This window comes from Gramella sp. KN1008 (genome assembly GCF_004332155.1).
Lineage (GTDB): Bacteria > Bacteroidota > Bacteroidia > Flavobacteriales > Flavobacteriaceae > Christiangramia.
In genome coordinates, this window is record NZ_SJDV01000002.1 from 49,338 (window position 1) to 69,363 (window position 20,026).

The 20,026-nt window shown below is 41.0% G+C and carries 18 protein-coding genes; 4 read left to right on the plus strand and 14 right to left on the minus strand.

Annotated features, from left to right (window positions below; genetic code table 11):
- Window positions 1-10: 10 nt before the first annotated feature.
- Entirely contained in the window at window positions 11-763 is a 753-nt protein-coding gene (locus EZJ28_RS03430) for a LytTR family DNA-binding domain-containing protein (RefSeq protein WP_131394968.1), read from the plus strand.
- A 189-nt stretch (window positions 764-952) separates the two neighbouring features.
- On the opposite strand, the gene EZJ28_RS03435 is transcribed toward EZJ28_RS03430, so the two are convergent.
- From EZJ28_RS03435 to EZJ28_RS03465, 7 genes are all read right to left on the minus strand, one after another.
- Entirely contained in the window at window positions 953-1,546 is a 594-nt protein-coding gene (locus tag EZJ28_RS03435; protein WP_131394970.1) for a superoxide dismutase family protein, read from the minus strand.
- A gap of 110 nt (window positions 1,547-1,656) precedes the next feature.
- On the minus strand, window positions 1,657-2,871 hold the full coding sequence (locus tag EZJ28_RS03440) for a bifunctional alpha/beta hydrolase/OsmC family protein (protein WP_131394972.1): 1,215 nt from the start codon (window positions 2,869-2,871) through the stop codon (window positions 1,657-1,659).
- A 96-nt stretch (window positions 2,872-2,967) separates the two neighbouring features.
- The gene (locus tag EZJ28_RS03445) at window positions 2,968-3,723 is read right to left on the minus strand and encodes a DUF1080 domain-containing protein (RefSeq protein ID WP_131394974.1); all 756 of its coding nucleotides are present in this window, start codon (window positions 3,721-3,723) and stop codon (window positions 2,968-2,970) included.
- A gap of 2 nt (window positions 3,724-3,725) precedes the next feature.
- Window positions 3,726-4,787, minus strand: coding sequence for a sugar phosphate isomerase/epimerase (locus EZJ28_RS03450; protein ID WP_131394976.1), 1,062 nt, complete (start codon window positions 4,785-4,787; stop codon window positions 3,726-3,728).
- 16 nt (window positions 4,788-4,803) lie between these two features.
- On the minus strand, window positions 4,804-5,940 hold the full coding sequence (locus EZJ28_RS03455) for a Gfo/Idh/MocA family protein (protein WP_131394978.1): 1,137 nt from the start codon (window positions 5,938-5,940) through the stop codon (window positions 4,804-4,806).
- A 15-nt stretch (window positions 5,941-5,955) separates the two neighbouring features.
- The gene (locus tag EZJ28_RS03460) at window positions 5,956-7,194 is read right to left on the minus strand and encodes a nucleoside permease (RefSeq protein WP_131394980.1); all 1,239 of its coding nucleotides are present in this window, start codon (window positions 7,192-7,194) and stop codon (window positions 5,956-5,958) included.
- 21 nt (window positions 7,195-7,215) lie between these two features.
- Window positions 7,216-8,217 carry a sugar phosphate isomerase/epimerase gene (locus EZJ28_RS03465; RefSeq protein ID WP_131394982.1) on the minus strand — a complete coding sequence of 334 codons (1,002 nt, stop codon included), beginning with the start codon at window positions 8,215-8,217 and terminating at the stop codon, window positions 7,216-7,218.
- A 136-nt stretch (window positions 8,218-8,353) separates the two neighbouring features.
- On the opposite strand from EZJ28_RS03465, the gene EZJ28_RS03470 reads away from it, so the two are divergent.
- Complete coding sequence (locus EZJ28_RS03470) at window positions 8,354-10,057, plus strand: GMC oxidoreductase (protein WP_131394984.1); 1,704 nt, start codon at window positions 8,354-8,356, stop codon at window positions 10,055-10,057.
- Between the two features lie 10 nt (window positions 10,058-10,067).
- Window positions 10,068-10,712 carry a gluconate 2-dehydrogenase subunit 3 family protein gene (locus tag EZJ28_RS03475; RefSeq protein ID WP_131394986.1) on the plus strand — a complete coding sequence of 215 codons (645 nt, stop codon included), beginning with the start codon at window positions 10,068-10,070 and terminating at the stop codon, window positions 10,710-10,712.
- Window positions 10,713-10,796: 84 nt separating this feature from the next.
- Here EZJ28_RS03475 and EZJ28_RS03480 read toward each other — a convergent pair whose 3' ends face one another.
- Window positions 10,797-11,672, minus strand: a complete 876-nt coding sequence (locus EZJ28_RS03480; RefSeq protein WP_131394988.1) for a diacylglycerol kinase family protein — start codon at window positions 11,670-11,672, stop codon at window positions 10,797-10,799.
- 67 nt (window positions 11,673-11,739) lie between these two features.
- Here EZJ28_RS03480 and EZJ28_RS03485 point away from each other — a divergent pair, with 67 nt between their 5' ends.
- Window positions 11,740-12,705 (plus strand): App1 family protein, encoded by a 966-nt coding sequence (locus EZJ28_RS03485; protein WP_131394990.1) that lies wholly within the window; start codon window positions 11,740-11,742, stop codon window positions 12,703-12,705.
- A 47-nt stretch (window positions 12,706-12,752) separates the two neighbouring features.
- Here EZJ28_RS03485 and EZJ28_RS03490 read toward each other — a convergent pair whose 3' ends face one another.
- The 6 genes from EZJ28_RS03490 to EZJ28_RS03515 all read right to left on the minus strand — a co-directional run bounded on the left by EZJ28_RS03490 (window position 12,753) and on the right by EZJ28_RS03515 (window position 19,995).
- Window positions 12,753-16,043: a hypothetical protein gene (locus tag EZJ28_RS03490; RefSeq protein ID WP_131394992.1), complete on the minus strand. Its 3,291-nt coding sequence runs from the start codon at window positions 16,041-16,043 to the stop codon at window positions 12,753-12,755.
- 125 nt (window positions 16,044-16,168) lie between these two features.
- Window positions 16,169-16,999 carry a hypothetical protein gene (locus EZJ28_RS03495; protein WP_131394994.1) on the minus strand — a complete coding sequence of 277 codons (831 nt, stop codon included), beginning with the start codon at window positions 16,997-16,999 and terminating at the stop codon, window positions 16,169-16,171.
- Window positions 17,000-17,017: 18 nt separating this feature from the next.
- Window positions 17,018-17,221 carry a hypothetical protein gene (locus EZJ28_RS03500; RefSeq protein WP_131394996.1) on the minus strand — a complete coding sequence of 68 codons (204 nt, stop codon included), beginning with the start codon at window positions 17,219-17,221 and terminating at the stop codon, window positions 17,018-17,020.
- 158 nt (window positions 17,222-17,379) lie between these two features.
- Window positions 17,380-18,231: a dienelactone hydrolase family protein gene (locus EZJ28_RS03505; protein ID WP_131394998.1), complete on the minus strand. Its 852-nt coding sequence runs from the start codon at window positions 18,229-18,231 to the stop codon at window positions 17,380-17,382.
- Between the two features lie 15 nt (window positions 18,232-18,246).
- Window positions 18,247-19,518 carry a M28 family metallopeptidase gene (locus EZJ28_RS03510; RefSeq protein ID WP_394346088.1) on the minus strand — a complete coding sequence of 424 codons (1,272 nt, stop codon included), beginning with the start codon at window positions 19,516-19,518 and terminating at the stop codon, window positions 18,247-18,249.
- A gap of 189 nt (window positions 19,519-19,707) precedes the next feature.
- Window positions 19,708-19,995 carry a YtxH domain-containing protein gene (locus EZJ28_RS03515; protein WP_165499023.1) on the minus strand — a complete coding sequence of 96 codons (288 nt, stop codon included), beginning with the start codon at window positions 19,993-19,995 and terminating at the stop codon, window positions 19,708-19,710.
- Between the last annotated feature and the right edge of the window lie 31 nt (window positions 19,996-20,026).

A 20,026-nucleotide genomic window follows, 5' to 3' on the forward strand; every position in this document is an offset into this window, starting at 1 on the left:
GGTAATCATTGTGAAAGTAATAATTATTGAAGACGAAAAACCTGCAGCCAGGCGACTGCAGCGAATGTTATCAAGACTGGAGATTGACGCCGGCACCATGTTGCATTCGGTTGCTGAAGCCATTGATTGGTTCAGTTCAAACCCGCATCCGGATCTTATCTTCCTGGACATACAATTAAGTGACGGCCTCTCATTTGAGATCTTTGATCATATAAAAACAGAGAGCGCCATTATTTTTACCACGGCCTATGATGAATATGCCCTGAAAGCCTTCAAACTTAATAGTATAGATTATCTGCTAAAGCCTATAGATGAAGAGGAACTGGAGGTGGCAGTTAAAAAGTTCAGAAGTTCCAGACAAACAACTGATAACATTAATGTAAAGGAACTGAGATCTTTGCTTAATATCCCTGGAACTAAAAATTATAAGACCAGGTTCACGGCCCAGGTGGGACAGCATCTTAGGCTGGTGGAAGTAGCCGATATCGCCTGTTTTTATTCAGAAAACAAGACCACTTATATGCATCTTTATTCCGGGAGGAACTATCCTGTTGAGGTACCTCTGGAACAGCTTGAAGAGGAGCTTGACCCTGAGAAGTTCTATCGTATAAGCAGGAAATGTATTCTTAATATCACTGCTATCCGGGATATTATATCCTATACAAACTCAAGACTTGAAATAAAACTCGATAATTTCGAGGAATTCCGGCTTATAGTGAGCCGGGAACGGGTTAAGGATTTCAAGAACTGGTTAAATAATTAATAAGGATAGTATTGAAAACTGAGTTTCTAAAAACATTACCTTCTCAGAGTATATTCTTCGATTAACATTGGCCAATTCGAGAATTATAACGGCCTGCCTTACAAATTAGAGCCAAAATGAACATAGGTTCGAACATTAAATAAAAAAAGCGGCCTCGAAGCCGCTTTTCTATATAAGTTGGTATGGTATTTATTCTTTGATTACACCGCAACCAACTCTGGTTCCGGCTGCGCCCGAAGGCTGGGAAGTATAATCGTCCACACCATCGTGTACGATAACAGCTTTTCCAACAATATCTTTTTTCTCATCTCCACAGCCTATGCACCATTCGTCAGTACTGAAGTTCACTGTGCCATTCCCGTTAGCGTCTACCGTAAAGTTTCCTATATCACCTTTATGGTAACCTTCCGCGTTGCCCCATTCTCCATGAGGTTCGTCTGTAGGATTCCAGTGTCCACCTGCCGATTTTCCATCGCTGGCCGAGCAGTCTCCCTTTTCGTGAATATGGATGGCGTGCTCACCTTCCGCAAGTCCGCTGATGATGGCGGTCATGGAAACTTCTCCGTCTTCTTCGGTGAAGACCACATTCCCGCTAAGCTGCGAATCGCTAACAGCCTGTAGCTCTACCTTTGCTTTTTTGATTTCTTCTTTTTGGGTTTCCATATCAGAACTCATCTCGGTCTCTGACATGTCATCCATTTCTTCGTTTTCCTTCTTCTCATCCTTGCATCCAAATAGTATCAGACTTGAACAAAAAATGAGAGATAAACTGATTCGTTTCATAATGTCTCGATTGGTTTTTTTCTTATTAAGATTCTAAATTAAGCCTATTGTAAGGTATCACCAAAGATTTAAGTATTGCTTAACAATGCTTATGCATGCTTCTTTAAAACTTAAGTTTTCTTTAACCGAGTACTAATCTGAGATTTTGAAGATAAGGTTCGGTGCACGGGACATTTATTGGCTATTTCCATAAGACGATCAACCTGGCTTTCTTCCAGTGGGCCCTTTAGGGAGATCTCTCTTTCAAAATGGTCTATGCGAGAAGAATCTTTTTCGCAGTTCTCACAGTCTTTTGAATGCTTCTTTGAATAGCTAACGTGGGTTTCTACATTTTCCACCTTCCATTTCTTTCGTCTCGCATACATCTGTATGGTCATTGAGGTACATGCGGCAAGCCCGCTCGATACCAGCTCGTAGGGGTTAGGTCCAAGGTCATTGCCTCCCATACTTTCTGGTTCATCTGCCACAAAATTATGTTTTCCAGCTATCATTTGGGTAGTGTAACCTTCAGCTCCAAGGTTGGCCATTACCTCATGGTCAGTCTCCAACTCTGGCACAATAGTCTCTTCAATATAACGAGACGCCCAGGACGCGATCACGTTTGCCGTATATTGGGAATCCTTCTCATTGCTTAACAAATGATCTGCACCATCAAGGGAAACGAAGCTTTTAGGATGCCTGGCAGCCTTGTAAAGTTCTTCAGCGTGGTCTATTGAAACTATATTGTCCTGTGGAGAGTGGAGTATAAGAATGGATTTTCGAATATCTTTTAAGGCTGTCTCATCTTCATTTTTCCTGAGATCATCCACAAAATGTTTCTTGATCCTGAAACTTCTACCTCCAATATTTACTTTGGCCACTCCCTCTTTTTCTATTTCCTCAAGGCTGGACTCGAAGTGTTTTTGCACATGGGAAAGGCTGGATGGGGAGTTGATGGAGGCTATACACTTTATGGAAGGAATCTGTTTTGCAGCGAAAAGAGCGGCTGCTCCCCCTAATGAATGGCCAATTATCAGATTTGGGGCAATATATTCGGCTTTCAGAAAGTCTGCTGCTGCTATGAGATCCTCTACGTTGCCTGAAAAATTAGTGTCAGCAAAATCCCCTTCACTTTCTCCAAGACCCGTAAAATCGAACCTTAATACTCCGTATCCGTGCGAAGCCAGGCTTCTGCTAATATGGGTGGGAGCATGAAAGTTTTTATTGCATGTAAAGCAATGAGCAAAAATGGCAAAATTCCTGGGTTTTGCCATAGTGGGGATTTCCAGAACTCCTTTCAGGGTTTGGGATTCAGAATTCTTAAATTTTACATTGATCTTCTGCATGACTGGAATTTTACTGATAAGTTAAGGTTTAATTGGAAATTTTTGGAGCTAAAAAAAGCTGCATTTTATGCAGCTTTTCAAAATGGATTATAGTTTTTATAATTCCTTGATCTTTATATCGCGAAACCATACTTTATTGCCATGGTCCTGGAGGGTTATATGGCCGGAACGGCTGCTGCCAAAACCTTCCCAGTTCTTAAACTTGGAGTTGTTGACCATCTCTTCCCATTTTTCACCGTGCAAGGGGAATTCCACGATCCTGGTGCCATTTAGTTCAACCCAGCCAATATTCTCTTCATGATCTATATGGATAACTTCCTTGTTCCATTCTCCGGCAGGTTTGGTCACATCTTCACTGGGCTCTACCATATCATAGAGCGCACCTGCAGTTCTGTTCAGGCCGTTGTTGGCATCCGGATGTTTCTCATTATCGAGTATTTGTATCTCGGGGCCGGTTAAATAAGGTTCACTATATTTCTCATCTTCCTGTACGGCCCACATGATTCCGGAATTTCCTCCTTCCGAAATTTTCCATTCTATGGATAATTCAAAATTGGTGAATTCTTCTTCGGTAATCAGGTTTTCATTGCCTTCTACTTCGTCAGAAGGAATAAAAACTATTGCACCGTCTTCTACTTTCCACTGGCTGGATATTTCTTCTTTATTATAGGCTTTCCATCCCTCCAGGTTCTCCCCGTTGAAGAGTTCCCGCCATTCGTCCTGTTCTTTTACTTCTTGCTCACTCATTTCTTCCGTATTATTAGCAGCGGTTTCTTCAGATTCTTTTTTCTCATTCTTACATGCTGTTAATGCAAGTAGGAAAAAACTTAATATTAAGAGTGGTTTTTTCATTACTAATCGTTTTTAAGTCCTAGTATACGTTTTAATTTATTTTCGTCTATTTCAGATCCTGAAAAATCATCGAATCTTTTCTGGGTAGCTTCTATTATATGCTTCTGAATGAATGGTGCTCCCTCACGGGCTCCCTGTTCGGGTGATTTAATGCAACATTCCCATTCCAGAACAGCCCATACATCACATCCATATTCTGTTAGTTTAGAGAATATGGTTTTAAAATCTACCTGACCGTCACCAGGATGGCGGTATCTTCCGGCTCTGTCACGCCAGTCTCCATAGCCTCCAAACATTCCCTTTTTCCCTGTAGGATTGAATTCGGCATCTTTTACATGGAACATTTTTATATAGTCGTGATAATGATCTATATATTCAATATAATCCAGTTGCTGCAGAATAAAATGACTGGGGTCATAAAGGATTTTTACCCGCTTATGATGATGTGTAGCGTCAAGAAATCTTTCAAAGGTCACACCGTCGTGAAGATCTTCTCCTGGATGTATCTCATAACAAACATCCACACCCTGCTCATCAAATTCGTTAAGGATTGGCATCCAGCGTTTGGCCAGCTCAGCAAACCCCATTTCAAGCAAACCTTCAGGTCTTTGAGGCCATGGGTGAGCGGTATGCCATAAAAGGGCGCCACTAAATGTTCCATGAACGTCCAGATCAAGGTTTCTACTTGCTTTTGCGGCATCCATAAGTTGATCTACAGCCCATTTTGTACGCTCTTTTGGATTGTTCTTATACTCATCTGGAGCGAAATTATCAAACATGATATCATAGGCAGGATGCACCGCCACAAGCTGTCCCTGAAGGTGGGTACTCAGTTCGGTTATCTCTAATCCATAAGATTCAACTTTTCCCTTTAATTCATCGCAATAGGTCTTGCTTTCCGCAGCTTTTTTAAGGTCTATTAGCCTGGTTTCCCAGGTAGGGATCTGTATTCCCTTATATCCTAAAGATGAAGCCCATTTACACATTCCTTCCAGTGAATTGAAAGGCTCTTTGTCATCCATGAACTGGGCTAAAAAAACTGCCGGTCCTTTAATAGTCTTCATAATTCATTTTTTTGGTTTAGTCTTGCATTTTCACCCATATATTTCCTGCTTTATGGGAGGCTACCGTTTTTTCAATAAAGTTCATTCCTCTTAATCCATCTTTTAACCGAGGATAGGCACCTTCAAATTTTGAATTCTCCTTTATAGCCTGGGCGATACCATAGTATATATTGCCCATTGAATCAAAAATCCCTTCAGGATGCCCAGGAGGTAGTTTGGTACCCTCAAGCGAGAATTCACTGTTGTATGCGTGACCGGGTTTAAGTACTTGTAAAGCCTGATCCTCTTTCATGAGGTACAGGTAATTGGGATTTTCCTGTTCCCATTTGAGACCGCCTTTATCACCATAGACTTTTACGGTGAAGTTATTTTCTTCGCCTGTGGCTATCTGGCTAGCTCTAAGAACTCCTTTGATTTTATCTGAAAATCGTAACAATACGGTGCCGTCAATATCCATGGGGTTATCTTCATAGAGATAATTTAGGTCTGCGAGGATCTCACTTATCTCCATGCCCGTAACATATTCAGCCATATTGAACGCATGGGTTCCAATATCCCCAATGCAGCAACTGATGCCTGATTTCTCAGGATCCAGTCTCCAGGTTGCCGCCCGCTTTTCCTTATCATGTATAAGCGGATTGATCCATCCCTGGTAATACTGCACATCCACCTTCTGAACCTTTCCTATTTCACCATTATCGATCATCGTCTTCATTTGCCTTACCATAGGGTAACCTGTATAGGTATAGGTAACCGCAAAGACCGTATTTTGCTTTTTCTGAAGTTCATCGAGCACTTTGGCTTCTTCATAGGTAGTGGTAAGCGGTTTTTCACATATTACATTATAACCGTTTTCCAATAATTGTTTCGCCATGGGAAAGTGAAGAAAATTTGGTGTGAGAACTGACACTACCTTCATCTTTTCTTCCTTGGGTAAGGAAGCTTCTTTTTCCATGAGTTCATCCAGATTCTTATATATCCTGGACTGGTCAAGTTGTAGTTTTTCACCAAATTTCAGGCTTTTTGAGTGTTCAATATCAAAAACACCTCCAACGATCTCATACTGGTCAAACATATTCGCAGCAACTCTGTGAAGTATCCCGATCAATGAATCTTCGCCACCTCCTAGAATGCCGAGTTTTATCTTACTCATATATAAAGTTGGTTTTTATATTTCAATATCTTTTTTATCAATCTTTTCATTTCTGAAGAATATAGAGAAAAGAAGCATCACCACAAAGGCAAAAGCCGATGGATATAGCCAGATGGTTTGCCAATCGTGCATTTTCTCTCCTGTCAGATAGGCGTTGGTGATAAGTCCGGCCACATAAAAACCGATAAGCATCCCCACACCATATGTAGCAAGCGTTATAAGCCCTTGTGCTGAACTTTTGTATTTGTCGCCTGCCTTAAAATCTGTATAGATCTGACCTGAGACAAAAAAGAAGTCATAGCAGATACCGTGCAGGGCAATCCCTGTAATTAGCATAAAGATAAGTTCTCCGGTATCACCATAAGCAAATAGAAGATACCTTAGGATCCAGGCCAGCATCCCTGCAATTATCGTCATTTTGAATCCAAATCTTTTAAAGAAAAAGGGGAGCAATAACATAAAGAGTACTTCAGAAACCTGCCCAATGGTCATTAAACCAGTTGGATTTTCAACACCGATCTCTGAAAGGAAAGGATTGGTATTCTGATAATAAAAGGCCAGAGGTATACATATAAGGACGGAAGCTGCAAAGAACATGAGGAAATTCTTGTCTTTAAGAAGCCCGAGTGCATCAAGGCCAAGAGTTTCAACAATACTAACCTTTTTGGATTTGTCGGTAGAAGGAGGTGTTTTAGGAAGCGTAAAGCTGAACAGACCAAGAAAGGCCGAAGCGATACTCACCATCAAAAATGTATATTTCAACATTCCTTCTTCACGTGCTGCGGGTGCATCCCAGAAGAACACATAGCTTATTACCAGTCCGGCTACGATCCATCCAATGGTCCCGAATACCCTGATATATGAAAATTCCTTTGCAGGATCTGTCATTTGATTAAAGCTTACTGAATTCACCAGCGCGAGGGTTGGCATATAGGCGATCATATAGCCGAGTACTAAAGGATAGAATTCAGCAAAATCTGTACTCGCATACATCATGTAAAGTAGAATGGCTCCAAGAATATGAAGGAAACCAAGTATCCTTTCAGCGTTAAAGAAACGGTCGGCAATAAGACCTATAATAAAAGGGGCAATAATTGCTCCCCAGGACTGGGTTGAGAATGCCGTGGATATTTGTACATCGGTTGCATTTAGATTATATCCCAGAAATGTTCCAAGGGTTACAAACCAACCACCCCAGATAAAGAATTCAAGAAACATCATCAGGGAAAGTTGAAATCTAACAAGTTTAGTCATGGTATTTGATTGGTTACAGGTTTATAGTTGTTTTCCGGTTGTTATAAGTAATTCTTTAGTCGCAATAATGCCTTCCTGGGCTGAGATACTGTCTCCTTCAAATTCGATTCCTATATACCCGTTATATCCAGCATCTTTAATGATTTGAAGCATCTTCTTATAATCTATTAATTCTTCATCCCCATTTTCGTCAAAAGAATATGACTTGGCACTAACGGCCTTGGCATAAGGCATCATTTTTTCAACACCCTCATATCGGGGATACTCCTCTATACATTCAGCATCCCATTGTTCGCCATCTTTTCTTTTAAGACAGAAATTACCAAAATCGGGGAGTGTTCCACAATTTTCCATATCCACCATTTCCATCACCTCAACAAGGAGATCGGCATCTGAAGAGAGGTAACCATGATTCTCAACCAGCACGTTCACATTTTTATCGGCAGCATATTCTGAAAGTTTAGAGAGGGCATCGGCTGAAGCATTTTTCCATTCTTCCCGGTCCTTGGTGCCAAAAAGGTTTACACGCACGGAATGACATCCAAGAAAACTGGCTGCATCTACCCATTTTTTATGATTTTCCACGGCTTTATTCCGGGCAACCGAGTCGGTCACGGCAAGATCTCCTTCACCATCAATCATAAGAAGAAGATTCTGGACTCCAAACTCCTCACTTTTAGCTTTCAGGCTATCCAGTACCAGTTGCATTTCTGCTTGCGGATCTTCAGCCTCATTAATTCGGGTTGCATAGAAACCGGTAACATATTCTATACCTTCAAATCCCATTTCATTGGCCTTTTCAGCAAAATCCATAGGATCCAGTTCACCGCTGAAGATGGACTTGTTAAGGGACCACTGTGCCAGTGATATTTTAAAGAAAAGAGAATCGGTTTTTGCGTTTACAGTCTCTGTTGAAGAGTTTTCTTTAGTGTTTTCTGTCTTGTTCTTACAGGAAATAATACTGATGCTTAATAAAAGGCTGATAATCAGAAAACTTGGTAGTCTGAGTGTTTTCGAGGTCATTTTATATGTTGAAACTTAAGGATTAATTAAATCGAATTTTAAATGTAGGCTTTTTTTCAAAGATGTAAAATTATAAGCTTAAATTTATATATTTGACAGGTTTCGAAATAAATTTTCACCGAAAAATCAAAAAATTGTGAGTAACATTTATGAAAATGACAGCTATGATGCAATAGTTGTTGGTACTGGTATTAGTGGTGGCTGGGCGGCCAAGGAATTATGTGAAAAGGGTTTTAAGACCTTGGTTCTGGAAAGAGGAAGAATGGTGGAACATGTCAAGGACTATCCAACAATGAACGACGATCCTTGGGATTATAAATATAAGGGACAAATAACAAGCGAAGAAAAGAAAAGGCAGTTTAAACAGGCCCGAACGGGATATACCACTAGTGCTCCAAGTAAGCACTGGTTCGTAGATGATATTAAACATCCATATAACGAGGTAAAGCGGTTTGACTGGATGCGTGGCTATCATGTTGGAGGAAGGTCTATTATGTGGGGCAGGCATAGCTACAGGTTGAGTGATCTGGATTTCGAAGCTAATAAAAAAGATGGGCATGGAGTTGACTGGCCCGTTCGTTATGAGGATATCGCCCCCTGGTATGATTATGTAGAATCATATATTGGGGTATGCGGTGAAAAGCTTGGATTAAGCCAATTGCCAGATGGTCAGTTTTTACCACCGATGGATCTTAACTGTGTTGAAGATCATTTTAGACAGAGTATAGCAGAGAACTTTGATGGCAGGGTGATGACCTCAGGTAGGGTTGCTCATATTACCGGTGATAAAAAATTCGAAGGCCGATCAAAATGTCAGTTCAGAAACCGCTGTATAAGAGGTTGTCCTTACGGAGCCTATTTTAGCAGTAATTCTTCCACACTTCCGGCTGCGAGCCGAACTGGGAATATGGATCTTAGACCTTATTCTATTGTTTCCCAGGTTCTATATGATCCGGATACCAAAAGAGCTACAGGTGTAAAGGTCATCGATACCGAGACCAAGGAAGAATTTGAATATAAAGCAAATGTGATTTTCCTGTGTGCCTCAGCCATGGCTTCCACAAGTATTCTTATGCAGTCAAAAAGCGACCGATTCCCGGATGGAATGGGGAACGATAGTGGAGAGTTGGGACATAATATTATGGACCATCACTTTAGAGTGGGTGCTTCAGGTAAATATGATGGCTTTGAAGATTCTTATTATAAGGGGCGGAAACCTAACGGGATCTACCTACCTCGTTTCCGTAATCTGAATGGACAGGACAAAGATGTAGATTTTGTGAGAGGTTATGGATACCAGGGAGGTGCGAGTCGTAATAATTGGCAAGATACCATCGCTGAGCTTGGTTATGGTAATGAGCTAAAGGAAGCAGTTAGTAAACCTGGAGGATGGACAATGGGGATTAATGCTTTTGGTGAATGTCTCCCATATCATGAGAATAAAATGACGCTTGATTATGATAAACTTGATGATTGGGGATTACCAACTGTTACTTTCGACGCCGAATTTAAGGAGAATGAACTAAAAATGAGGAAAGATATGAAAGAACAAGCTGTTACCATGCTTGATAAAGCCGGCTTTAAGGACATAACTCCATACGATAGTCTCGGTGCTCCGGGGTTGGGAATCCATGAAATGGGTACGGCAAGAATGGGGCGTGATCCTAAAACCTCGGTGTTGAATGGAAATAACCAGATACATGCTGTTCCTAATGTGTATGTGACCGATGGAGCCTTTATGACCTCCTCCGGTTGCCAGAACCCATCACTTACTTATATGGCATTTACAGCAAGAGCGGTAGATCATGCCTCTAAGAACTTTAAAAAATCTAACGCGTAAAAAAAGAATTATGAACAGGAGACAGGCTTTAAGAAATATAGGATTTGGAGCAGGAATTTTAGTGGTTGGTCCATCAACCCTTAGTTTACTACAAAGCTGTAAAAATGATCCGGATTATGACTGGCAACCGGTTTTTCTTAGTGCTTCTCACGGATTTGCACTTAAGAAGATAGTTGATATTATCATTCCTACTACCGAAACTCCGGGCGCAGGAGACCTTAATATTGCACAGTTCATAGACTCTTATATGAATGAAGTAGCAGGCGAACGCAGAAGAGAAGCATTCCTTGAATCGGCTGATGCTTTTTCCAGCGCTTTTAAAAATGAATATGAGAAAGCGCATGAAGAAGGAAATGATGAGGAATTCGAGAGTATCGTCAAAAAATACCTCAAAGCTTCACCAGCGGAGAAAGAAGAATATGTAAAGCGGAATACCGAAACACAGGATGCTCAGGATCCACAACCTGAAAGCGAGATTAATGCAGATGCGGGCGCTTACGCTTACCTGACTGCTGTTAGGGATATGGCTATATGGGCCTGGAAGAACAGTGAAGAAATAGGAGAAAATCATTTATGGTACGATCCTGTACCAGGAGAATATATTCCTTGCGGGCCAGTTGAAGAACTGGGGAATGGTAAGGCAATGTCGCTATAAGCTCTAAAGTCCGGCATATCAATAAAGTGCTATACACTTTTTAACAGGGGAAAGCCGAACCAGGTATTACTATGTTTGAATAACCTAAGGAACCACAACTCTAAGTTTCTCAGGTAACATTTTGATTTCTATGTCGGTTTTCTTGCCTATATATTCTCCGTCTATCTGAAAGGGAACAGGTTTCTCACATATAACTTTGGCACTGGTTGTTGGAATAATTTCTACAAAATCCGGATCCAGGTCGGTTTCGTTCCTAAGAGTTTTTAAGATCTCTGAAAAACTAAGTTTTTTGAATATGAGTATCTCGAAGACTCCGTCATTTGGTTCGCCTTCTGGATTCACATTTGCTCCTGTACCATATTTCTTGGCGTTCGCAAAGCCTAATAAGACTGCTGAAGCATCATTCTCATAATCATCGGCTTTTATCTTAAAATGAAACGGAAATTCGCTCTGTATCAGCGTTGGAATACTCTGTATGAGATATCCGAATTTACCGCGTATGGATGAGTTCTCATAGTTCTTTATCAGCTCGGCGTTTATACCAAGATCGCTCATATGAAGACAGATAAGTCCGTTGAGAGAGAGTATGTCCAGATCAAGATAATTGTCACCAAGAGCGATATCAATCTGCTCGGTCAGAGTTTCAGGGAGAGAAAGGTTAACCGCAAGTCCATTTGCCGAACCTACAGGAATGATCCCCATGCTTATTTCAGATTTATAAAGTACGTCTGCAACCAGGTTAATGGTCCCGTCTCCACCGGCCACAATAATCCGGTCAATATCATGTTGCTCCAGTAAGGCTATTAGCTTTTCCCTGTCATCTTCACCGGTTGTGGAATACAGATGAAATTTCTTATTCTCTTCTTGCAGCTTCTCTTCAACTTCTGAAATGATCCTACGTTTGTCCGTATTGCCCGCAATGGGGTTTACAACCAATAAAACTTCCTTAAAATTTGTCATATGTATGCATGAAAAGCCTAAAAATAACTATTTTGGAATGAAGGAATTTTAAAAAAAGGCCAATATTTTGAAACTCGATCTTAAGTTATACAGAGGTTATGTGAATGGAGGGGAACTGGTTGTTTTTGGTCATTTATTCAAATCATGGGCTCCTGATAAGTACAGTATAGAAAAACGTGGTATTAAGCATGCCTATGCTATTCTGCATAAATTCCGCATTAAACCTCTCGAGAATTTTGAAGTGCGCCTGCAATTCAAGGACCTTGATGTTACTACAAAGACAATGGACGATGGTTATTTCAGGTTCACGGTTCCATATGAAGCTGAACTCGAACCGGGATGGCATCAATATGAAGTGAGCTGCAAGATGTTCGATTTCGGGATGATCGAAAAAGGGGAGTTGTTAAAACCATATCCCAGTAAGTTTGGAATTATTTCAGATATAGATGATACTTTTCTAATTTCACACAGCAATAGTTTTTTTAAAAAGCTTTATGTGATGTTATCTAAAAACATCAATAAGCGAAAGGTGTTTGATGATGTGGTTAAACATTATCAGAAATTAAGTTCGGCGGGACAGGATAGCAATAAGGCTTCCAATTCCTTTTTTTATGTGTCAAGCAGTGAATGGAACCTATATGACTTTATTTCTGAATTCTCAGATCTTCATGATCTTCCCAAGGCAATAATAAAGCTAAAAAAGATCAAAACAGGTCTTACTGACTTTATAGGGTCGGGCAGAGGGAATCATGATCATAAGTTCATAAAAATAAAGGATATCATTTCTTTTTACCCTCACCTTAAGTATGTATTGCTTGGAGACGATTCCCAGCATGATCCATACCTATATGAAAGGATATGTAAAACCTTTCCTTTGAATATCAAGGCAGTTTATATTAGGCAAACCAAATCTGCACAGAAAAAAAAGGTTCAAAAAGTAATGGAGAATATTGAAAGCATGAATATAAGCACCTGCTATTTTCGTAATAGTGAAAAGGCCATCGCTCATTCGGAAGAAGAGGATATAATATAAAAAAAGCCCCGCGCTCAGGCAGGGCTTTTTATTACTCCGTAATTTTTTTAATTACCAAGCTCAAAGGTCTTAACCTCTTTGAAGACCGGTAGATCAATACTTTCCATTTCTGAACGGTATTCAGGCCAGTCTTCCTGGAAAAACTCATTCGTTTTCTCCAGGGCATCCTTTAAGTCATTTCTGGCATGTTTCATAAGAGTATGCTCCGTTTCGGTTAGGCCAGTTTGGCGTGTACTTATATAATGATTTGCCACACCTATTCTTTCCATCACGGTCATCTCATTATTTCTTACAATTCCCTGTCTTTTATCTTCTTTACCCAAAAATATCGCTATCACTTCGTCAATAGATTCGATTATTTCCTTGCTTTTCTCCAGTTCATCTTCAAAGACCTCTTTGCCATTCTCCTGGGCTTTGAAGTCCTTTTGGAAGTTTTCAGCTATGTTTCTGCTTTCTACCAGCTGCTTAACTGCATCAGCGGCCTTTTGGGTCATTTTCTCAAGTTCTTTGAGGCTGGTGTATACCTCTTCGATATTTTCAGAGGAAACATCCAGTCTTGGATCAGACTCTACTTTTATAGTTTCTTCTGAAGTTTGATCACCGTAGTGTAATACCAGTCTGTAAGTTCCTGGTTTCACATCAACTCCGGAAGGTTCAGACTTTGATTCTTTTATTTCCCTTGATGGTCTTTCAGCTCCTTTTTCGTTAAGACGCCATATCATTGTATGCACTCCGGTAGTATCCGGTGCTTTCTGTTTTAGGGTTCTTATAAGTCGATCACCGTCATAAATATTCAGTTTTATTGAATCCCATTTTACTTCCGTAACCTCAGTTTTTGTGGAATCCGACTCTTTTACGGTAGGTTCAACACCTCCTGATTCACCTTCACGGTCCTTTCTACTACGCTTTTTGGGTTTTTTACGAGCTTCTTCTTCCTCCTTTTCAGCCTCTTTCTCAGCTTTTTCAGGAACCTCTACAAAATAAGTGATCCGTGCGCCTCCGGGACGGTTTTCTCCATGATAAGTAGCGTCTGCTCCAAACCTGCTGCCTGTTGGCTGCTGGTATGCGGAGTGGTATGCTGTGGGCGGTTCAAACAATGCCACCTTATTTTTCAAAAGCGACTCATTTTGGGCTATAGCTCTGAACGGCCTGATATCGTCAAGCACCCATGCCGACCTTCCAAATGTTCCTATTACGAGGTCATGTTCCCTTGGGTGAATTACAAGATCCTTCACTGAAACCGTAGGAAAACCATTGGTATATTTTTGCCAGTCTTTCCCCGCATTGAATGATACGTATAAACCATCATCAGTCCCAAGGAACATAAGGTTCTTTTCTTCCGGATCTTCGACAATGCTTAAAGCATAACTTTCAGTGTCATTCTCATCAACGATACGTGTCCAGCTTTTTCCGTAATTGGTGGTACGGTACGCGTAAGGAGTATAATTGTACCTTCTGTAGTCATTCGCAACAAGTAAAGCTTCACCTTTATTCTTGTTAGAAGCTTTTATCTGAACGATCCAGCTGCCTTCCGGTAATCCCGGCAGGTTACCTGATACATCGGTCCAGTTCTCACCACCATCTGTGGTATAATGTACTTTTCCGTCGTCAGTGCCAACCCACATCATATTTTTTTCAAGCGGGGAAGGTTCAATTACGAGGATAGTGGTGTAATTCTCGGCTCCAGTCGCGTCTATGGTAAGTCCGCCACTTTCTTCCTGTTTCTGCTTTTCAGGATCGTTAGTGGTCAAATCTGGAGATATAACTTCCCAGGTAAGACCTTTATCAGTACTCTTATGTACAAACTGGCTTCCGAAATAAATGGTATTATTATCGAACGGATCGATATTAATAGCCGAATTCCAGTTGAACCTCAGTTCTACTTCAGGATCCGGATGCGTTGGTTTTACCGTATAATTATTTCCGGTAAGGTAATCATAGCGACTTACGTATCCCTGCTGACTCATACTCCAGCCATAGCGGCTGTCGTCTTTATCAGGAACCACATCAAAACCATCTCCAAAAGAGATCTCCTGCCAATATGAGTTTCTGATTCCCTGGGATTTCCATACATAAGCGGGCCCTCTCCAGCTTCCGTTATCCTGCATTCCGCCGTAGACATTATATGGGTATTCATTGTCCACTGCAATATGATAGAACTGGGCGACAGGAAGATTGGTTACGAATCTCCAGGTCTTTCCGCCATCCCGGGTTATATTAAGGCCTCCGTCATTACCATCCATCATAAAGCTGCCATCTTTGGGATGTATCCACCAGGCATGGTGATCTGGATGAACACCATTATCAACTCCGTATGCTGGCATGAGCGATTCAAAACTCTTTCCTCCATCTTCCGAAACATTCACATAGGTAAAGACAGAATATAGACGATTAGAATTTTGAGGGTCTACGAAAATATCACTGTAATAGAATGGACGGTTTCCAATCTCCTCCTTATCATTGATCATTTTCCAGGAAAATCCACCATCATTAGATTTATACAATGCATTCTTTTTAGATTCTACAAGCGCATAAATGATATTGGAATCACTGGGCGCTATCGCAAGACCTATACGACCCAGTTTACCTTCAGGTAATCCGTCTTCGGCCGTTTTTTCTTCCCATGTCTCACCGCCATCATAAGTAATGAAGAGACCAGAGCCTTCACCACCAGATTTGAAGAACCAGGGGTCCCGCTTGTGTTCCCACATGGCTGCGATTAATTTATTAGGATTGTTTGGATCCATAACCAGATCAGCGGCACCGGTGAGCTTATTAGCATATAATATCTTTTCCCATGTCTTACCACCATCGGTAGTCTTATAAACCCCTCTTTCTTCATGCGCACCCCATGGCGAGCCTATAGCTGCTGCATAAACAATATCGGGATTAGTGGGATGAATAATAACCCGGTGAATATGTCGGGTTTCTTCCAATCCCATATTAGTCCATGACCTGCCACCATCAAGTGACCTGTAGATTCCATAACCACCATTAAGGCTATTCCTTGGGTTTCCTTCACCGGTTCCAACCCAGATCACTGAAGGGTTGCTTTGCTGAATTGCCACAGAGCCTATGGAGGCCGTCACCTGATCGTCAAATACAGGTTCCCATTTAACACCACCACTTGTAGACTTCCAAAGTCCTCCAGATGCGGTTCCTATGTACATGATATCAGGATTATCTGTCACAACATCTATGGAAGTTACCCTACCGCTCATGCCGGCGGGCCCAATGTTACGGGGCGTTTTGTTTTTTAATAAAGAAAGATCAACATTCTGTCCTACTGCTATAAACGTAAATAACATTAAGGACAGACTTAAGTACAGTTTGCTCATAAATTGATTGATTAAATTTAAAAATGCGGTTCAAGATACTGATTTTAGCATAAATATTTTAGCAGGATCCTGAAATGAAAAAAGGGACCGTGATGGTCCCTTTATCTTAGTCGGTCAGAATGAAATTATTGAAATTCCTTCCTGTCATAAAATTCATCTGTTATCCTTCTTCTTTTAAGGTTTCTATATCTGTTATCATCAGGAATTCGACGCTTATCTCTTTTCCAATCCATATCATCGTCCAGCGTAGGTTCAGGGTCAAGGTCATTTAATTCATCCCGATAGGTCAATTCTTCATCATAATCTTCACGCAGGTTTCTATCCCTGTCTGAAGAATATTTCATTCTGGTTTTTTCCCTTCTCATTCTTTCCTCAGCGTCACCGGATGGGGTGTGAGTGTGAACATCGTCATCTGCCACTTCACGTCTTCTTTCTTCAGCCAGTGTGGCTTCCTCACGACGTCTCAACTCCCTTTCGCGCAGCTCGGCATCAGTATATTCTCTTTCACGACGTGGTTTTCTGCGCTCATAAGAGCCCATTACATGTCTTTCATAGTCCCGGCTGATGTGACTACCTGATCTATAACGTTTGGTCTCCGCAAAGGTTTGATAATTGATGCTTTCGGTGAATACAAATTTGTCATCACGGTTCAGGCTGATAAGTCCTATGGGGATAATAATATGATTTTCCCCTTCTTTATTTATGAATTCATGAATTTCAGAATCGATATGTGCAGCATAAGGATCGTGGTTGGCATCTATAATGCTTTGATCCACTTCAACATCTACATAAACCACTTTTCCGAGTTCCTTATTCACCAGCAGATTATCTACCTTTCCAATCACCCTGTTATCCAGGTCTTTCACTACCCATCCACGTATATCGGGATCTTTTGGATTAATCTTATATCCCTTCAATTCACTCATTTGATATAAGTGTTTTTCCTTCTTACTCATAACATCGTCTTTAATTGGTTAAACTGTGATTTCTTCGATTCGAAGGGGTTCTGAATCAGTTCTTATTTGAGTAACCTCTTCGATTTCTTCGGTTTCCATATCATCGGTATCCTCTGTATCCATACTTCCATAAAAATAAAGGAAGATAATTACTGCCAGGATTATTATAAGAAACAACCAGGGCCATACAGGTTTCTTCTTTTCAACCCTTATGTCTGCCATAATTAGAACTTTTTGGTTAATTGAATAACTAAATTAGGCAGAGCCAATGCTAATTTTCTATAAGTTTAGTGTAAAGTATTGTTAATTAGTATTTTGTTGTATTAAGGCATATAAAAACCCCGCTATCCGGCGGGGTTTAAAAATCCTATATACTTGTTTCATTTCAGTAATTTCAGCAATCTCTTCCAGGCCTCATCATGTGCTTTCCTGTTCCCGGGCTCGGCATTTTCTTCATGGCCACTTCTCATAAAGGCATGGCCTGCGTTTTCGTAGATCTTGTACTTATAGGTTTTGCCTGCCTCTTTCATTAATTTTTCCGTTTCTTCGATAGTTGAATTCACCCTGTTATCATTTCCTCCATAATAGCCATATACTGGCGCTGAGATCCTTTCCATTTCAGCAGGATCTTCCGGACCGGTGCCATAAAAGACATGTGCTGAAGTGATTTCCTGATTATTAGTAGCATATTGAAAAGTCTGGGAGCCTCCCCAGCAAAAACCAACAACGGCTACTTCACCTGTAGAGGCAGAATCATTTTTGATGTATTCATAGGCAGCATTGAGATCGGCTGTTACCTGGTCTTTATCAAGATCGTAGATTGCTGTTCTGGCGGCATCGGAATTTTCAAAATCCGTAGTACGCTTTTTTCCTTCTGCAGTATTGGAAATAAGGTCCGGAGCGATAACCAGAAATCCTTTTGACGCAAGCTTATCAGCAAATAGCCTCGCCCAGTCATTCAACCCCCGGTTTTCATGGATCACGATAACCGGTTTTGCTTTTTCCGATTTTTCGGGATAGACCACGAAGGCTTCAAAGTCCCTTTCTCCATGAGATAAAGTCACCCATTCATGATGCCTGGGAGACTGTGAAAGCTCATTGTTTTCCTCGGGCTCCCCGGTTACGGTCTCCTTTTTTGCGGTTTCTTGCTCCTTATGTTCCTTAGTATCTTTACAGGAATGAATTACACCCAGACAGAGGAATAAAAGGAAGAAGAGTTTTGAATTTTTCATAATATTAAATATTGCTTATCTGAACGTTCCGGAAGGGAAAACCACCAGACTTTCATGGCCATTCTTACCTACTGCGGCAACTCCAAATAAATAGTTATCTATAACAATACCTTCAAGGGTGAACTCGGTAACATCACCTACAAATCTTGAATGTTGCCATTGAGGAGCGGTCGTATGGCGCCAGTAGATCTTGTAGCCTGCGATATCGCCTTCAACCGGTTCCCATCTTAACCTGGTACTTGGCTCAACAATTCCGCCTATCTCTACTTTTTCCGGGGCAGGAGGGGCCCAGGCCAGGCTCGCAAGGTTAATAGCATTCACTGCGGTAAGTTTTTTCGCGTAATCAAAATTCACTCCTTCGATCACATCGCCATATTCTATCCCGTTTTCGGTTCTGATATCCTGATGCTGCCGGTTATAATTTTCATGAGCTTCCATGATTCTCACGCCTGCAAAACCAAGATCATTGAATGGCCTGTGATGCCCGCCACGGCCAAAGCGGTCAAGGCGATAGATCATCATTGGGTTCATTTCCGGCATATATGTTTCCACGTTCTTATGGATATAACGTGCCAGCTGACGGGATATACCATCTACCTCTCCACCGTAGAACCTCCTCATTCTTCTTTCCTGTTCGGTTTCAGTAGGAGGTACGGGTTCTGAAAATATCCGGAAACTGCGGTTATCTATGACTCCATCCACACCTTCAATATTTCCTATCATATCATTGTTAAGAATTCCAATGATCTCCCAGCCCTGCTTTTTAGCATATTCGGCCAGGCCTTTTCCTCCGAACAGACCCTGTTCCTCTCCGGAAAGACCAACATAAATAATACTGCTTTCAAATTCATACTGAGACAAAACCCTGGCTGCTTCCATGGTGCCTGCCATTCCACTGGCATTATCATTGGCGCCGGGAGCATCTGTTGTAAAATCCATAGTATTGCTGGCGCGGGAATCGATATCTCCACTCATAATTACATAACGGTTGGGATACCTGGTTCCCTTTTGAATCGCCACAACGTTTACCACCCATGCTTCCTTGGGAATTCGCTCACCATCCTCGGGAGTTACATAATCCTTTTGATAGAAAACATCAAGACAGTTATTACATTTTGAAGAAATACTCTCAAATTCAGATTTTATCCATCTTCTGGCCGCTCCAATACCACGGGTTTCTGAAACCGTGTCACTAAAGGTGTTACGAGTGCCAAATCCGGCAAGCTTACGTATGTCATGCTCCAGGCTATCGGCAGAAACTTCATCAATAATCTCATATAAACGCATATCGGTATCCTGCGCGCTAGTGGAAAAAGTAAGGCTACAACATGCAACTAGAAAAAAAGTAAATCGGGGGAATATTTTCATGATATAATAATTATTAGATTTCTAAAATACACAAGTTTCAGAGATTTCTGAAAAAAATAAGGCCCCGGAAAATCTCCGGGGCCTTACTAACAATCAATTTTCTATAAATTAACTTGCTTTCATTTCATGCATTTCGGCTTTGGCCTCATTCATTTTTTCTTTAGACTTTGTGCGGGCCATATTGGCTTTGGTTTTTGCCTTAAGCGCTTCTACTTTATGATTAATAGAATCTGTAAAGTCATGAATGCTTCTATTGGCTCCCTTGATATAGTCGTCGCCTTTCTGAGTGATAGCTTTTCTGGTATCCTTACCTTTATTAGGCGCAAATAGTATTCCTGCCACTGCACCTGCTACTGCTCCCGAAAGAAGCCCTATTAACAATTTTCCTGATTTCATAGAATTTGGTTTTAAATTGGTTCGATTTAAA

What these genes read in the sequence shown, in the direction of transcription:
- EZJ28_RS03435 (WP_131394970.1), bottom strand. Translation starts at nt 1,546, where the DNA reads ATGAAACGAATCAGTTTATCTCTCATTTTTTGTTCAAGTCTGATACTA.
- EZJ28_RS03440 (WP_131394972.1), bottom strand. Translation starts at nt 2,871, where the DNA reads ATGCAGAAGATCAATGTAAAATTTAAGAATTCTGAATCCCAAACCCTG.
- EZJ28_RS03445 (WP_131394974.1), bottom strand. Translation starts at nt 3,723, where the DNA reads ATGAAAAAACCACTCTTAATATTAAGTTTTTTCCTACTTGCATTAACA.
- EZJ28_RS03450 (WP_131394976.1), bottom strand. Translation starts at nt 4,787, where the DNA reads ATGAAGACTATTAAAGGACCGGCAGTTTTTTTAGCCCAGTTCATGGAT.
- EZJ28_RS03455 (WP_131394978.1), bottom strand. Translation starts at nt 5,940, where the DNA reads ATGAGTAAGATAAAACTCGGCATTCTAGGAGGTGGCGAAGATTCATTG.
- EZJ28_RS03460 (WP_131394980.1), bottom strand. Translation starts at nt 7,194, where the DNA reads ATGACTAAACTTGTTAGATTTCAACTTTCCCTGATGATGTTTCTTGAA.
- EZJ28_RS03465 (WP_131394982.1), bottom strand. Translation starts at nt 8,217, where the DNA reads ATGACCTCGAAAACACTCAGACTACCAAGTTTTCTGATTATCAGCCTT.
- EZJ28_RS03475 (WP_131394986.1), top strand. Translation starts at nt 10,068, where the DNA reads ATGAACAGGAGACAGGCTTTAAGAAATATAGGATTTGGAGCAGGAATT.
- EZJ28_RS03480 (WP_131394988.1), bottom strand. Translation starts at nt 11,672, where the DNA reads ATGACAAATTTTAAGGAAGTTTTATTGGTTGTAAACCCCATTGCGGGC.
- EZJ28_RS03490 (WP_131394992.1), bottom strand. Translation starts at nt 16,043, where the DNA reads ATGAGCAAACTGTACTTAAGTCTGTCCTTAATGTTATTTACGTTTATA.
- EZJ28_RS03495 (WP_131394994.1), bottom strand. Translation starts at nt 16,999, where the DNA reads ATGAGTAAGAAGGAAAAACACTTATATCAAATGAGTGAATTGAAGGGA.
- EZJ28_RS03500 (WP_131394996.1), bottom strand. Translation starts at nt 17,221, where the DNA reads ATGGCAGACATAAGGGTTGAAAAGAAGAAACCTGTATGGCCCTGGTTG.
- EZJ28_RS03505 (WP_131394998.1), bottom strand. Translation starts at nt 18,231, where the DNA reads ATGAAAAATTCAAAACTCTTCTTCCTTTTATTCCTCTGTCTGGGTGTA.
- EZJ28_RS03510 (WP_394346088.1), bottom strand. Translation starts at nt 19,518, where the DNA reads ATGCGTTTATATGAGATTATTGATGAAGTTTCTGCCGATAGCCTGGAG.
- EZJ28_RS03515 (WP_165499023.1), bottom strand. Translation starts at nt 19,995, where the DNA reads ATGAAATCAGGAAAATTGTTAATAGGGCTTCTTTCGGGAGCAGTAGCA.